Origin of the sequence: Arenimonas metalli CF5-1, assembly GCF_000747155.1 — a bacterium.
GTDB lineage: Bacteria > Pseudomonadota > Gammaproteobacteria > Xanthomonadales > Xanthomonadaceae > Arenimonas > Arenimonas metalli.
Genome location: NZ_AVCK01000014.1, coordinates 1 through 14,173 on the forward strand (window position 1 = coordinate 1; position 14,173 = coordinate 14,173).

13 protein-coding genes are annotated in these 14,173 nt (G+C 70.9%); 6 read left to right on the top strand and 7 right to left on the bottom strand.

The window, feature by feature from the left end; all coding sequences use genetic code 11:
- Positions 1-931 (bottom strand): patatin-like phospholipase family protein (locus N787_RS05915; protein WP_052575192.1); only part of this gene is annotated, 931 nt, incomplete at its 3' end.
- A 16-nt stretch (positions 932-947) separates the two neighbouring features.
- A complete protein-coding gene (locus N787_RS05920; protein WP_034211646.1) occupies positions 948-1,916 on the bottom strand; it encodes a helix-turn-helix transcriptional regulator in 969 nt (322 codons plus the stop codon).
- A gap of 79 nt (positions 1,917-1,995) precedes the next feature.
- On the opposite strand from N787_RS05920, the gene N787_RS05925 reads away from it, so the two are divergent.
- From N787_RS05925 to N787_RS05945, 5 genes are read left to right on the top strand one after another with little or no spacing between them, the layout of a single operon-like run.
- Positions 1,996-2,631: a hypothetical protein gene (locus N787_RS05925; RefSeq protein WP_034211647.1), complete on the top strand. Its 636-nt coding sequence runs from the start codon at positions 1,996-1,998 to the stop codon at positions 2,629-2,631.
- Positions 2,632-2,682: 51 nt separating this feature from the next.
- Positions 2,683-5,589 (top strand): molybdopterin-dependent oxidoreductase, encoded by a 2,907-nt coding sequence (locus N787_RS05930; RefSeq protein ID WP_052575193.1) that lies wholly within the window; start codon positions 2,683-2,685, stop codon positions 5,587-5,589.
- 2 nt (positions 5,590-5,591) lie between these two features.
- Positions 5,592-7,370, top strand: a complete 1,779-nt coding sequence (locus tag N787_RS05935; protein ID WP_034211649.1) for an SLC13 family permease — start codon at positions 5,592-5,594, stop codon at positions 7,368-7,370.
- Positions 7,370-8,119 (top strand): 4Fe-4S dicluster domain-containing protein, encoded by a 750-nt coding sequence (locus N787_RS05940; protein ID WP_034211652.1) that lies wholly within the window; start codon positions 7,370-7,372, stop codon positions 8,117-8,119. The genes N787_RS05935 and N787_RS05940 overlap by 1 nt, the downstream gene beginning before the upstream one ends.
- 1 nt (position 8,120) lies before the next feature.
- Entirely contained in the window at positions 8,121-9,059 is a 939-nt protein-coding gene (locus tag N787_RS05945; RefSeq protein WP_034211653.1) for a dimethyl sulfoxide reductase anchor subunit family protein, read from the top strand.
- 75 nt (positions 9,060-9,134) lie between these two features.
- On the opposite strand, the gene hemC is transcribed toward N787_RS05945, so the two are convergent.
- From hemC to hemP, 4 genes are read right to left on the bottom strand one after another with little or no spacing between them, the layout of a single operon-like run.
- Entirely contained in the window at positions 9,135-10,043 is a 909-nt protein-coding gene (gene hemC / locus N787_RS05950) for a hydroxymethylbilane synthase (protein WP_034211654.1), read from the bottom strand.
- 13 nt (positions 10,044-10,056) lie between these two features.
- Complete coding sequence (locus N787_RS05955) at positions 10,057-10,791, bottom strand: LytR/AlgR family response regulator transcription factor (protein ID WP_034211655.1); 735 nt, start codon at positions 10,789-10,791, stop codon at positions 10,057-10,059.
- Between the two features lie 31 nt (positions 10,792-10,822).
- Positions 10,823-11,494 (bottom strand): alpha/beta hydrolase, encoded by a 672-nt coding sequence (locus tag N787_RS05960; protein WP_034211656.1) that lies wholly within the window; start codon positions 11,492-11,494, stop codon positions 10,823-10,825.
- 58 nt (positions 11,495-11,552) lie between these two features.
- Complete coding sequence (gene hemP, locus N787_RS15505; RefSeq protein ID WP_034211658.1) at positions 11,553-11,738, bottom strand: hemin uptake protein HemP; 186 nt, start codon at positions 11,736-11,738, stop codon at positions 11,553-11,555.
- A gap of 153 nt (positions 11,739-11,891) precedes the next feature.
- Between hemP and N787_RS05970 the strand changes: the two genes are divergently transcribed.
- Positions 11,892-13,169: an acyl-CoA dehydrogenase family protein gene (locus N787_RS05970; RefSeq protein ID WP_245593974.1), complete on the top strand. Its 1,278-nt coding sequence runs from the start codon at positions 11,892-11,894 to the stop codon at positions 13,167-13,169.
- 27 nt (positions 13,170-13,196) lie between these two features.
- On the opposite strand, the gene N787_RS05975 is transcribed toward N787_RS05970, so the two are convergent.
- Positions 13,197-14,135, bottom strand: coding sequence for an energy transducer TonB (locus N787_RS05975; protein ID WP_052575194.1), 939 nt, complete (start codon positions 14,133-14,135; stop codon positions 13,197-13,199).
- Positions 14,136-14,173 lie beyond the last annotated feature (38 nt).

The window sequence follows — 14,173 nt, forward strand, 5'->3', positions numbered from 1 at the left end:
GGCCGGCGGCGTCGAGGGCTTTTTCGGCGGCTTCGCGGCCTTTTTCGACCAGGTCGGCGGCGCGCCAGAATTCGTAGAAGGTGGCGGTTTCGCGGGAGATCTGGATCAGCAGGTCGGGCGGGTCCTGGGCCAGCTGCACGCGCGACATGTGGGCCTGCATGGTGTCGAGCGAGCGCGACATCAGGTCCATCACGCCGCGACTCTTCTCGGGCTTGGGGGCGCCGTTGCCGGGCTTGGCCAGGCCCTCCCAGATCGCGGCCATGCGCTCGCGCAGCGTGGCCGGGCCGTCCTCGTCGAGCGCTTCGACGCTCTCGTCGATGCCGTGGCCGGCCTCGAGCTCCTCGTGGCGCGGCTCCAGGCCGGGATTGAGCCAGCTCACCGGGCCGTTCACGTCCACTGCGATCACGCGGTCGGCGCGCATCGCACGGGTGGCGGCGATCGGCACCGGCGACAGCAGGCCGCCGTCCACCAGCTCGCGGCCGTCGAACACGTGCGGCGTGAACACCATCGGGATCGCGATCGAGGCGCGGATCGCGTCGAACAGCTTGCCGCGCGTCAGCCACACCTCGCGCTGCCGCACCAGGTCGGTGGCGACGGCGACGTAGGGAATCGGCAGTTCCTCGATCAGGTGCTCGCCTACCAGCTCGCGCAACGCGCCGATCACGCGGTCGCCGCGGATCAGGCCCGGGTAGCCGAAGGCGAAATCGAGCAGGCGCAGCACATCGCCGCGCTCGAGCCCGCGCGCCCACTCGCTGTACTCGTTCAGCCGCCCCGCCGCGTAGATGCCGCCCACCAGCGAGCCCATCGAAGACCCGGCGATGCCGGCGATGCGATAGCCGCGCGCCTCCAGCGCCTGGATCACGCCGACATGGGCGATGCCGCGGGCGCCGCCGGCGCCCAGCACCAGGGCGACGTTCTTCCCGGGCGCCACCCGTTTCCGGGGCGCCTCAGCGCTCATACGAGGACAACGCCAGCTGCAGCAGCGTGCGCGCCTGCTGGCGCAGCGCTTCCGGCGCCACCACCTCGGCATCGGCGCCGTAGCGCAGCACGTCCATCAGCAGTTCCTTGGCGTGGCTGTAGGGCAGCTTCAGCTCATAGCGGCCGTCGGGCAGGAAGCGGCCCTCCTGCTTCGAGTGCCAGTGTTCGTCGGCCACCCAGCGCGCCGCCTTCGCCGAGAACACGATCGTGGCGATGCCCTTGGGCGTGCCCGAGAAGATGCCGTAGCTCGAGGCCAGGTGCTGGTTCAGCTCGGCATCGGGCAGGTCGCGCGCGGTGCCGTCGAGCAGCTTGGCGTGCTGGATGCGGTCGACCGAAAAGCTGCGCAGCCCCTCCCGGTCGTGGTCCCAGGCGTCGAGGTACCAGTTGTCCTTGTAGTGCGTGAGCCGCTGCGGCGACACCGTGCGGTGGGTGCGTTCGTTGGTCGAACGCGCCAGGTAGTCGAAGGCCAGCGTCCGGCGCTCCAGCACCGCGCTGGCCACCAGCCGGAACGCGAGCTCGTCGCGGCGCCGCACGCCGCTGGCGATCACGCGCACGCGCTCCACCGGCCAGCGCTTGCCGCCGGCCTGCTGCGCCAGCAGCGACTCGATGCGCCCTTTCAGCGGCGCCAGCGCGCTCGACAGCACGCCCTGCCCGGTGCGGTCGAGCAGCTGGTGCGCGGCCAGCAGCGCGTGCAGCTCGTCGGAGTTCAGCCACAGGCCCGGCAGCTCGAAGCGCTCGGCTTCCTTCTGGTCGTAGCGGATGCTGCCCTCGCCTTCGCTCTCGATCGGCGCGCCCAGCGCGTCGCGCAGGAAGGCGATGTCGCGGTAAAGCGTGGCGCGCGAGCAGGCCAGCTCTTCCATCAGCCCCTTGATCGGCACCGGGTAGCGGGCGGTCTTGAGGCTGCGGTGCAGGGCCAGGATGCGCTCGTAGCGGTCCATCGTTTCGTTCCAGTGGGTTCGCGGGTGTGCCTAGAATGGCATTGGCGCATCCTGCCTCCAAGCGAAGGTCAGTCCCCCCATGCCCCGCCGCCTTTTCACCACGCTCGCCCTGCTGCCCCTGCTGCTCGCCCTGGCCCCCGCCGCTGCCCGCGCCGACGACGCCAGCGACGAACTGTTCAAGGCCTGGCAGGCCTTCCTCGCCGTGAAGAGCTTCCGCGCCGAGATCGTCCTGATCGAGCCGAACCGCCTCGTCACCCAGCTCGAGTTCCAGGCGCCCGACCGCTACCGCGTCAGCATCCCGGACGGCCCGACCACCGTGGTGATCGGCGACTCGGGCTACATGCAGATCGGCGGCCGCACCATGAAGCTGCCGATGGCCATGGACAGCCTGACCGCGCAGTACCGCGACGAAGCCTTCCTGCGCAAGCTGCAGGACGGCATGGTGGTCGAAGACCTGGGCGATGACAGCCTGGACGGCGAGCCGGTGCGCAAGTACCGCTACGTACAGGCCGTGGCCCCGCCCTCCACCCTGCCCGGCGCGCCCGCCGCGGCCGCGGGCGCCGGCGAGGCCACCACGGTGGCCTGGGTATCGGCCAGGACCGGGTTGATCCTGAAGCTGGACGTCACCAGCCAGCAGGGCGACCAGCCCACCCGCTCGGAGATCCGCTACTCCGACTTCAACAGCAGCGCGATCCGGATCCTGCCGCCGGAATGATGCCAGGCCGCGGCCCTCGCCGCGGACGGCCATGACCGGCACAATGGCGCCATGTCGGATCCCGTGCTCGAACTGCAAAAGCCCGTCGGCGACGCGGTCAAACAGACCACGTGCTACATGTGCGCCTGCCGCTGCGGCATCAACGTGCACCTGCGCGATGGCCAGGTGCGCTACATCGAGGGCAACCCCGACCACCCGGTGAACCGCGGCGTGCTCTGCGCCAAGGGCTCGGCCGGCATCATGCAGCACTACTCGCCGGCGCGGCTGGACAAGCCGCTGCTGCGGGTGGGCGAGCGCGGCGAAGGCAAGTTCCGCGAGATCGAATGGGACGAGGCGCTGGCCCTGGCCGCCGGCTGGCTGCGCGAAACCCGCGAGCGCGACCCGGACCGCCTGGCCTTCTTCACCGGCCGCGACCAGTCGCAGGCGCTCACCGGCTGGTGGGCGCAGCAGTACGGCACCATCAACTACGCCGCGCACGGCGGTTTCTGTTCGGTGAACATGGCCGCCGGCGGGCTGTACACGCTGGGCGGCAGCTTCTGGGAGTTCGGCGAGCCCGACTGGGAGCACTCGAAGTACCTGATGCTCTGGGGCGTGGCCGAAGACCACGATTCCAATCCGATCAAGCTCGGCCTGGGCAAGCTCAAGGGCCGCGGCGCCAAGGTGGTGGCGGTGAACCCGGTGCGCACGGGTTACGGCGCGATTGCGGATGAGTGGATCGGGATCCGGCCGGGTACGGATGGGTTGTTTGCGTTTGCGCTCATCCATGAGCTGCTGAAGGCGGACAAGGTCGACCTGGATTACCTGGTGCGGTACACGAATGCGCATTGGCTGGTGGTGCGGAATCCCGGCGGCGCCGACGATGGCCTGTTCGCGCGGGATGCCGAGGGCCGTGCGCTGTGCTGGAACCGCGCCGAACCTGTAGGAGGGCCTTCAGGCCCGATGCCCTTCGCCGAAAGCTTCGGGCCTGAAGGCCCTCCTGCAGTCCCTCCCACAGGGGGCGTGGCACAGGCCGAGGCTACCGGCGTCCAGCCGGCCATCGTCGGAGAGTACGTATTGCCCGACGGCCGCCGCGCCGTGCCGGTCTTCCACCTCGTCGCCGAACGCTACCTCGACCCGCAATACGCCCCCGACGCCGTGGCCGAGCGCTGCGGCGTGCCCGCCGCCACCATACGCCGCATCGCGAAGGAGCTCGCGGCCGCGGCCTTCGATGCGCCCTGCGTGATCGACCAGCCCTGGACCGACAGCCACGGCGTGCGCCACGAGAAAATGGTCGGCCGCCCGGTGTCCTTCCACGCCATGCGCGGCATCAGCGCGCACAGCAACGGTTTCCACACCTGCCGCGCGCTGCACCTGCTGCAGCTGCTGCTGGGCGCGGTGGATACGCCGGGCAGCTTCCGCTACCAGCCGCCGTTCCCGCGGCCGATCCCGCCGGCGAACCGGCCGGGCAAGGCGCGCCAGCCCAACGGCGCCCTCGACGCGCCGCCGCTGGGCTTCATCCACGGGCCGGAAGACCTGCTGGTGGACGGCGAAGGCCAGCCGCGCCGCCTCGACCACGCCTATTCCTGGCGCTACCCGCTGGCCGTGCACGGCATGCTGCACACCGTCATCCGCAACGCCTGGGCGGCCGACCCGAAGCCGGTGGACGTGCTGTTCCTGTTCATGGCCAACATGAGCTGGAACTCGGCCATGAACACCGCCGAGACCCAGCAGTGGCTCACCGACAAGGACGCCAGCGGCGAGTACCGCATCCCGAAGATCATCTACTCGGACGCTTACTCGAGCGAGATGGTGGCCTACGCCGACCTCGTGCTGCCGGACACCACCTACCTCGAGCGCTTCGACGCGATCTCGCTGCTCGACCGCCCGATCTCCGACGCCGACCACGCCGCCGACGCCATCCGCCACCCGGTGCTCGACGCCGCGGCGCAGCGCGAGGGCCGCGACGTGCGCGGCTTCCAGTCGGCGCTGCTCGACCTGGGCGCGCGCATCGGCCTGCCCGCGCTGCTGAAGGACGACGGCACGCCGCGCTACGCCGATTACGCCGACTACATCGTCAACCACGAGCGTGCGCCCGGCGTCGGCCTGCTGGCCGGCTGGCGCGGCGACGGCAGCCAGCACGGCAAGGGCCCGCCGAATCCGCAGCAGCTCGAGCGCTACCGCAGCCACGGCGGCTTCTGGGAGGCGCCGGTGCCGGCCGCGGGCCGCTACTTCAAGATGGCCAACCGCGACTACCTGCAGTGGTCGCAGCAGATGGGCTTCATCGCCAAGGCCGAGCCGGTGGTGCTGCAGCTTTATTCGGAGACGCTGCAGAAGTTCCGGCTCGCGGCCCAGGGCCACGGCCCGGTGCAGCCGCCCGAAGCCGAGCGCGCACGCGTGGCGCGCTACTTCGATCCGCTGCCCACGTGGTACGAACCCTTCGAAGGCGCCAGGCTCGACCTGCAACACTATCCGCTGAGCGCGGTGACCCAGCGCCCGCCCTTCATGTACCACGCCTGGGGCTCGCAGAACGCCTGGCTGCGGCAGATCACCGCGCGCAATTTCCTCTACCTGCATCCTGACACCGCGGCGCGCCACGGGCTGGCCGACGATGACTGGGTGCACGTGGATTCGCACCACGGCCGCATCACCGTGCAGTGCCGCCTCGCCGGCAACGTGCAGCCGGACACCGTGTGGACCTGGAACGCGATCGGCAAACGCCGCGGCGCCTGGAAGCTGTCGCCGGACGCGCCGGAATCGCGCAAGGGCTTCCTGCTCAACCATTTGATCTCCGACCAGCTGCCCGGCGGCGACTACGCCAACGCCGACCCGGTGACCGGCCAGGCCGCCTGGTTCGACCTGCGCGTACGCATCCACAAGGCCGGCGAGCACGAAGCCAGCCTGCCGCAGTTCCCGCCGCTCGGCGCCGGGCCCGGTGACGACCGCCCGCTGCGCTACGGCGCCGGCTTCAGGAAGCCCTGAGCATGGAGATGGATGCCCTGCTGACGCTGCTGGTGCTGGTGGGCGCGGTGGCGCTGTTCGTCACCGAGAAGCTGCCCGTGGACGTGGTGGCGATGCTGGTGCTGGCGAGCCTGCTGGTGCTGGGCCTGGTGACGCCGGCCGAGGCGCTGTCGGGTTTCAGCAGCGAGGCGACCATCACGGTGGCGGCGATGTTCGTGCTCAGCGCGGGTTTGGCGCACACCGGCGCGCTGTCGTCGGTCGGCCGCCTGTTCGGGCGGGTGAAGCGGCCGTGGCTGTTCATGCTGCTGATCATGTTCGTGGTCGGGCCGATCTCGGCCTTCGTCAACAACACGGCGGCGGTGGCGGTGTTCCTGCCGCTGGTGCTGGCGGCGACCGCGGCCAACCGCAGCTCGCCCTCGCAGGTGCTGATCCCGTTGTCGTACGCGGCGCAGATGGGCGGCGTCTGCACGCTGATCGGCACGTCCACCAACCTGCTGGTGAACTCGCTGGCCAAGGACCTGGGCCACGAGGGCTTCGGCCTGTTCGACTTCGCGCCGCTGGGCCTGGTGACCATGGCCGCGGGCTTCACCTACCTGATGGTGTTCCGGCGCTGGCTGCTGCCGCACCACCCGCCGTCGGGCATCACCGAGACCTATGAGCTCGGCAAGTACATCACCGAGCTGCGGGTGATGCCGGACTCGCCGCTGATCGGCAAGTCGGTGTCCACTTCGCAGCTGGCGGAGAAGCATTCGGTGTACGTGCTCGAGCTGCTGCGCGGCGAGGACAAGCACTGGGCCCCGCGCGCCGAGCTGCTGCGCGAAGGCGACGTGCTGCTGGTGCGCGGCGACTGGGAGAAGCTGAAGGCCCTCAAGGACAGCGCCAAGCTCGAGCTCGAGCCGGAGTTCAAGCTGCAGGACAGCCAGTTCACCGGCGAGGACGGCGACGCGGCGCAGGTGCTGGTGGAGGCCATGGTGGCGCCGGGCGCTCGGCTGATCGGGCTGACCCTGCGCGAGCTCGACTTCCAGTGGAACTACAACGCCACCGTGCTGGCCGTGCACCGCCGCGGCGAAGTGCTGCGCGAGCAGATCAAGGACGTCAGCCTCAACGTCGGCGACGTGCTGCTGCTGCTCTGCCCGCGCGCCGAGCTGGCCGCCATCCGCGCCAACCAGAACCTGGTGGTGCTCAACGAACGCGGCGATGCCAACCCGCCGCGCAGCAAGGCGCTGCTGGCGATCGGCATCATGGTCGCCGCGATCGGCGTCGCGGCCCTGGGCTGGCTGCCGATCGTGGCCTCGTCCATCCTCGGCGGCATCGCCCTGGTGGCCACGCGCTGCATCGGCAATGACCAGGCCTACCAGGCCGTGGACTGGCGCGTGATCGTGCTGCTGGCCGGCGTGCTGCCGCTGGGCATCGCCATGCAGAAATCCGGCCTGGCGCAGGGCGTGGCCGATTTCTCCGTGAACTGGGTCGGCGCGTTCGGCCCGCTGGCGGTGCTGGCGGCGGTCTACCTGGTCACCGCGACGCTGACGGAGCTGATGAGCAACAATGCCGCCGCCGTGCTGATCACGCCGATCGCCTACTCGACCGCAGTGTCCATGGACGTGAGCCCGACGCCCTTCCTGGTGGCCGTGCTGTTCGCCGCCTCCACCAGCTTCGCCACGCCGGTGGGCTACCAGACCAACACCATGGTCTACAACGCGGGCAACTACCGCTTCGTCGACTTCATGAAGATGGGCATCCCGCTCAACCTGCTGTTCTGGGGCATGGCGGTCTATTTCATCCCGAGGTTCTTCCCGTTCTGATGACCACGCTCGACCCTCCCGGAAAGAAGAAGCTCGGCCTGGTGATCGACCTCGACACCTGCGTCGGTTGCCATGCCTGCGCGGTGTCGTGCAAGGAGTGGAACGCCGGCGGCATCGCCGGCCCGCTCACCGACGAGCGGCCCTACGGCAAGGACCCCAGCGGCGTCTGGTTCAACCGCGTGCACTCGTACGAGGTCGAAGCCACGGCGGCCCAGCCGGCCACCACCCTGCACTTCCCGCGCAGCTGCCTGCACTGCGAGACGCCGGCCTGCGTCACCGTCTGCCCCACCGGCGCCAGCTACAAGCGCGTCGAGGACGGCATCGTGCTGGTGGACGAGGACAAGTGCATCGGCTGCAAGCTCTGCAGCTGGGCCTGCCCCTACGGCGCGCGCGAGTACAGCGCGGTCGAGGGCGTGATGAAGAAATGCACGCTGTGCGTGGACCGCATCTACAACGAGACCATCCCGGAGGCCTCGCGCCAGCCGGCCTGCGTGCAGGCCTGCCCGACCAAGGCGCGCCACTTCGGCGACCTCGGCGATCCCGAATCGGCCGTGTCGAAGCTGGTGGTCGAGCGCGGCGGCGTGGCGCTGATGCCGGAGCTGGGCTACGCGCCGGTGAACCGCTACCTGCCGCAGCGCGAACGCCGCGCCGGGCCGCCCGGCGAAGCGCAGGCCGCGCCGGAGGAAACCCTGGACACCTCGAAGCTCAACCCGCTGCTGCGCTGGCTCGACCGCGCGCTGAGCCGCTGACATGCATCCGGCCTTTTCCGTCATCCTGTTCACCACCCTGTCGGGCGCCGGCTACGGGCTCTGGTTCTGGGCCGCGTTCGCGCTGTGGGGCTTCCCGCCCGGGAAGGAAGGCCTGGCGGGGCACGGCATCGCGATGGTGCTCGGCTTCGTGCTGGTCACGGCCGGGCTGCTCAGCTCCACCCTGCACCTGGGCAAGCCGCTGCGGGCCTGGCGCGCCTTCAGCCAGTGGCGCAGCAGCTGGCTCTCGCGCGAAGGCGTGCTGGCGCTGGCCTGCTACGTCCCCTTCGTACTGATGGTGCTGGGCGCACTCACCGGCCTGCAGGCCTTGAAGATGATGGCGCCGGCGCTGCTGGTGTCGCTGGCGATGCTGTCGCTGGCCACGGTGGCCTGCACGGCGATGATCTACGCCTCGCTCAAGCCGATCCCGGCCTGGTCGAACCGCTGGGTGCCGGCGGTGTACGTGGTCTTCGCGCTGCACACCGGCGGCGTGCTGATGGCCTTCCTGCTGGCGACCTTCACCGAGGCCTGGAACCTGGCCGGGCTCGGCATCGTGCTGTCGTCGGTGCTGCTGGCGGGGATGAAGTGGCGGTACTGGCGGGCGATCGACGCCGGCACGCTGCCGGCCACGCGCGCCTCGGCGCTGGGCCTGCCGGCCGACCGCGAGGCCCGCGTCTTCGAGCGGCCGCACACCGAAGCCAACTACCTCACCACCGAGATGGGCCACGTCCTGGCGCGCAAGCATGCGCGCAAGCTGCGGGTGATCAGCGTGCTGCTGTTCGCGGCGGTGCCGGCGCTGTGCGCGCTGCCGGTGTGGCTGCTGCCGCACCTCGACGCGGCCTGGCCGATGGGCGTCGCCGCGGTGTCGGTGATGCTGGGTGCGGGCGTGGAGCGCTGGCTGTTCTTCGCCCAGGCCCGCCACGTAGTCACCCTGTACTACTGACCCCACCCTGTAGGAGCGCCTTCAGGCGCGAAGCTTTTGGCGAAAAGCTTCGGGCCTGAAGGCCCTCCTACAATTTCAGGGCAGCAGCGCGTCGGCGCCGCGGGCGACCAGCATGTCGGCGACCTGGGTGCCGAGCTTGTCCGGCTCGGACATCGGGCCGCTGGCATAGCCGCGGACGGTCTGGCCGGTCTTGGCGTCGCCGACCAGGCCTTCCAGCGACATCCGGTCCTTGCTGAGCGTGGCATAGGCGGCGATCGGCACGTGGCAGCTGCCGCCCAGCGCGCGGGTCATGGCGCGCTCGGCGCTGACGCAGGCGCGGGTCTCGGCGTGGTCGAGCACGGCCACCAGGTCGCGGATGGCGGCGTCGCCCTGGCGGCATTCGATGACCACGGCACCCTGCGCGGCGGCGGGGATGAAGCGCGGCGCGGACAGCCGCTCGCGGATGCGATCGCCCATGCCCAAACGCTCGAGGCCGGCGCAGGCCAGCACGATGGCGTCGTAGTCGCCGGCGTCGAGCTTGGCCAGGCGGGTGTTGACGTTGCCGCGCAGGTCCACCAGCACCAGGTCGGGGCGATGCGCCTTGAGCAGGGCCTGGCGACGCAGCGAGGACGTGCCCACCTTCGCGCCGTAAGGCAGCTCCTCGAAGGCTTCGTACTTCACCGACACGAAGGCGTCGAAGGGATCGGCGCGCTCGAGGATGGCCGGCAACGCGAACGGGCCGTCCAGCTCCATCGGCACGTCCTTGAGCGAATGCACGGCGGCGTCGGCGCGGCCTTCCAGCATCGCCACCTCGAGCTCCTTCAGGAACAGGCCCTTGCCGCCGATCTCGACCAGCGGCTGGTCGATGGCCTGGTCGCCGCGGGTGGTCATCGGCACCAGCACGACCTCGAGCCCGGGATGGGCGGCGCGCAGGCGGTCGGCGACGTGGTTGGTCTGCCACAGCGCCAGCGCGCTTTCGCGGGTGGCCAGGCGGATGGTCGGCATCGGGTCTCTCCCCTCAGAGATGCTTGAGCCGCTCGCGCAGCAGCGGCAGGCAGCGCCGGCTGACTTCGAGCGGAGTCTTGGAATTGCGAAGGATGGCGTGCACCTGCCCGTCGGGCGAACGGCGCAGTTCGGCGAACTCGTCGTTGGCCACCAGGCAGTTGCGGTGGATGCGCAGGAAGCGGTCGGCGAACTCGGCCTCGAGCGACTTGAGCGATTCCTCGATCAGGTCCTCGCCGCGGGCGTGGTGCACGACCACGTATTTTTCCTCGGCCTGCAGGTAGTGGATGTCCTCGACCGGGATCAGGCGCAGGCTGCCGCGCAGGCGGGCGCTGAGGTGGCTGCGGCGGCGCTCGGCGTCGGGCGGCAGCTGGCGCGTCGGTTCGCGCGCGGCCAGCTGGCGGCGGGCACGCTCCAGCGCTTCGGCCAGGCGTTCGCGCCGCACGGGCTTGACCAGGTAATCCACCGCGGCGGCTTCGAAGGCCGCCAGCGCGTGCTGGTCGAAGGCCGTGCAGAAGACGACGGCGGGCGGCGCCGGCAGGCCGGCCAGGTGGTGCGCGGCCTCGAGCCCGTCCATCACCGGCATGGCGATGTCCATCAGCACGCATTCGGCGCCGAGGGCTTCGGCCATCTCCACGGCCTCGCGGCCGTTGCCGGCTTCGCCCACCACCTCCTGGCCGCCGATCTCGCGCAGCAGCGCGGCCAGGCGTTGCCGGGCCAGCGGTTCGTCGTCGACGAGCAGGAGTTTCATGCGGGCAGTATGCCCGAGGCCCGCGCCGCGTTCAGCCCGCGAGGAAGCGCTGGTGCATCCAGTCGCCGAGGTCGCGGATCTCCTCGGCGCAGACGCTGTGCGGCATCGGGTAGGCGTGCCAGTCGATGGCCATGCCCAGCGACTCGAGCACCACGCGGCTGCGCTGGCCCAGGGATTCGGGCACCACCGGATCGTGCACGCCGTGGGCCATGAATACCGGCGTGCCGAGGCCGGCCTTGGTCGCCTCGGCGCCCGTGGTGCTGGCCATTGGCAGGTAGGTGGATAGCGCGACCAGGCCGCCGAGCGCGGCCTCGCGGCGCACGCCCGCGGCCAGGGCGATGGCGCCGCCCTGCGAGAAGCCGGCCAGCAGGATGCGTTCGGGCGGCACGGCGCGCTCGACCTCGCGGGCGATCAGCGCCTCGACCTGGGCGATGGATTCGCGCACGCCCTGCTCGTCGGCGCGCTGGTCGATCTGCAGGTTGCGGATGTCGTACCAGGCGCGCATGCGGGCGCCGTTGTTGATCGTCACCGCGCGCACCGGCGCATGCGGGAACACGAAGCGCAGCGCCGGCCAGCCCGCGCGCAGCAGCTCGGGCACGATCGGCGCAAAGTCGTGGCCATCGGCGCCGAGGCCGTGCAGCCAGAGGATGGACCAGCGCGGATCGGGGCCGGTTTGGTGTTCGACGGTTTCTAGCAGGGTCATCGGTGCGCTTCGGGCGGTGGCGGGACGCGCCATTATGCCCAGCGCGCGCGACCCGGCTTCACTTCACCAGGATGAGCTTGTCGTTGCGGGTGTGGCGCAGGCGGTAGACCTGGCCGGCGTGGCGGATCAGCACTTCGCGGACGCCGCGCAGCAGTTCGCGGCTGTCGAAGGCGAGCGGCAGCTCGTCGGCGCGGGAATCGCCGGTCGGCGCGTGGGCCTGGGCGGGCAAGGGCGGCAGGTTCATGGCGGGCTCCGGGACGGGGTGCGGTCTTGATGATAATGGTTCGCATTTGCATGTCAAGCCGGGGCGGCCTTGCCAGCCTTCGGCCGCGCGGCCTAGGCTGGCCGCAGTCGCCGCAAGCCCCTGCCGGGCCTGGCGAATCCCCGACTCCGCAGGATGGCCATGGACTTCAACTATTCCCCGCGCGTGCAGGCGATGCTGCGCGACCTGGGCGATTTCTTCGACGCGCACATCACCCCGAACGAGGCCCGCTACCGCGCCGAGGCCGACAAGGCCCGCGCCGCCGGCAAACCGTGGACGCCCAACCCGGTGATCGAGGAGCTCAAGCCGCTGGCCCGCGAGCGCGGCTTCTGGAACCTGTTCCTGCCGCGCTCCGAGCGCGCGCCGGAAGGCCTGTCGAACCTCGAGTACGCACCGCTGTGCGAAGTGATGGGCCGCGTGCCCTGGGCGCCGGAAGTGTTCAACTGCTCGGCGCCCGACACCGGCAATATGGAAACGCTGGAGCGCTACGGCACCGAGGAACAGAAGGCCCGCTGGCTCGACCCGCTGCTCGACGGCCGCATCCGCTCGGCCTTCCTGATGACCGAACCGGACGTGGCGTCGTCGGATGCCACCAACATCCAGTGCTCGATCCGTCGCGACGGCGAGGACTACGTGATCGACGGGCACAAGTGGTGGTCCTCGGGCGCCGGCGATCCGCGCTGCGAGCTGTTCATCGTGATGGGCAAGACCGACCCCAATGCCGACGTGCACCACCAGCAGTCGATGATCCTGGTGCCGGCCAACGCGCCCGGCATCCGCGTGATCCGGCCGCTCACCGTGTTCGGCTATGACGAAGCGCCGCATGGGCACATGGACATCGCGCTCGAAGGCGTGCGGGTGCCGGCGTCGAACCTGCTGTTGGGCGAAGGCCGCGGCTTCGAGATCGCGCAGGGCCGCCTGGGCCCGGGCCGCATCCACCACTGCATGCGCCTGATCGGTCTGGCCGAGCGCGCGCTGGAGCTGATGTGCGCGCGCGTGCGCACGCGCGTGGCCTTCGGGCGGCCGATCGGCGAGTACTCGGTGTGGCACGAGCGCATCGCCGAGTCGCGCTGCCTGATCGAGCAGGCGCGCCTGCTCACGCTCAAGGCCGCGCAGGCGATGGACACGGTGGGCAACAAGGTCGCGCGGCGCGAGATCGCGATGATCAAGGTGGTGGCGCCGAAGATGGCGCAGCAGGTCGTGGACTGGGCGATCCAGGCCCACGGCGGCGCCGGCGTCAGCGAAGATTTCCCGCTGGCGCAGTTCTACGTGGCGGCGCGCTCGCTGCGCCTGGCGGACGGGCCCGACGAAGTGCACAACACCACGATCGCCAAACTCGAGCTCAAGCGCTCGGCCCAGGCCGACGGCGATGCAGGGTCCCGGACAGCCCGTCGCCCGGCGGATAAGTCCTGACGCTCCTGACCAGGGATATCGCCGGGGTCAGGGCTTGAACTGGAGCTGCCGGCGCGTGGTCACCGCGCGCGGCATCGGTTCGAAGCGCCAGCGCGACACCGCCACCAGCGCCGCTTCGTCGAACACGCCCTCCGGCGTGGCGCTGACCACGCGCGGGGAGGACACGCTGCCGTCGGGCTGCACGGTGAACTCCAGCGTGACCTGGCCCTCGAGCTTGCGCCGCATCGCCGTGAGCGGATAGCGCGGCGGCGGCGCACTGATCAGCCGCGGCTCGACCGCAGCCGCCCTTGTGGGAGGGACTTCCGTCCCGATGCCGTTGGCAGAAACGCGGGGGGCCGCCGCTGCCGCCGCAGGCGGAGCCGGCGCCGCGGCAGGCGCCGCCGCCACGGGCGCAGCGGCCGCCGGCGCCGGGGTTTGCCGCGCGGCCTGCTCGGCCAGCTGGCGCTCGCGTTCGGCGGCCGCGGCTTGCTCGGCGGCCTGCTGCTCGCGCAGTTTCTCGGCCTCGGCCTCGGCGATCAGCCGGCGCGCGGCGCTGGCCTCGGCCGCCGCGATGCTCTCGCGCAGGCGAGACAGCGCCGGGGCGTTGGCGTCGGTGCGCTCGATCAGGCCGAGCAGGCGGCGGGCCTCGGTGAAGTCCTCGCGACCGACGGCCTGCTCGCTGCCGATGACGGCATACGGCAGCAACTCCATCAGCGCGGTGGCGACCGCCGGGTCTTCCGGACGCAGGTCGCGCAGGGCCAGGTAGTACTCGATCGCATTGTCGCCGGCGGGTGCGTAGACCCGCTGCGCCGAGGTCGCCTCGCGCACGGCCTGGCGCAGGCCGGCTTCGTCGGTCGGGGCGATCGCGGCCGCCGGGGCGGGCTCCCCGGGCGCATCGGCGGCGGGCGCGGTGGCCGGCTCGGAGCAGGCGGCCAGGACGAGGGCGAAGGACGACGCCAGCAGGGTGGCGCGCAGGGTGGCGGTCATGACGAAGCTTCCTGGAGATGCAGCCCGGCAGCGTAGCG

Coding starts and splice junctions, on each gene's coding strand:
- N787_RS05975 (WP_052575194.1), bottom strand. CDS start 14,135: ATGACCGCCACCCTGCGCGCCACCCTGCTGGCGTCGTCCTTCGCCCTC.
- N787_RS05935 (WP_034211649.1), top strand. CDS start 5,592: ATGGAGATGGATGCCCTGCTGACGCTGCTGGTGCTGGTGGGCGCGGTG.
- N787_RS05930 (WP_052575193.1), top strand. CDS start 2,683: ATGTCGGATCCCGTGCTCGAACTGCAAAAGCCCGTCGGCGACGCGGTC.
- N787_RS05920 (WP_034211646.1), bottom strand. CDS start 1,916: ATGGACCGCTACGAGCGCATCCTGGCCCTGCACCGCAGCCTCAAGACC.
- N787_RS05925 (WP_034211647.1), top strand. CDS start 1,996: ATGCCCCGCCGCCTTTTCACCACGCTCGCCCTGCTGCCCCTGCTGCTC.
- N787_RS05945 (WP_034211653.1), top strand. CDS start 8,121: ATGCATCCGGCCTTTTCCGTCATCCTGTTCACCACCCTGTCGGGCGCC.
- hemP (WP_034211658.1), bottom strand. CDS start 11,738: ATGAACCTGCCGCCCTTGCCCGCCCAGGCCCACGCGCCGACCGGCGAT.
- N787_RS05960 (WP_034211656.1), bottom strand. CDS start 11,494: ATGACCCTGCTAGAAACCGTCGAACACCAAACCGGCCCCGATCCGCGC.
- hemC (WP_034211654.1), bottom strand. CDS start 10,043: ATGCCGACCATCCGCCTGGCCACCCGCGAAAGCGCGCTGGCGCTGTGG.
- N787_RS05940 (WP_034211652.1), top strand. CDS start 7,370: ATGACCACGCTCGACCCTCCCGGAAAGAAGAAGCTCGGCCTGGTGATC.
- N787_RS05955 (WP_034211655.1), bottom strand. CDS start 10,791: ATGAAACTCCTGCTCGTCGACGACGAACCGCTGGCCCGGCAACGCCTG.
- N787_RS05970 (WP_245593974.1), top strand. CDS start 11,892: ATGGCCATGGACTTCAACTATTCCCCGCGCGTGCAGGCGATGCTGCGC.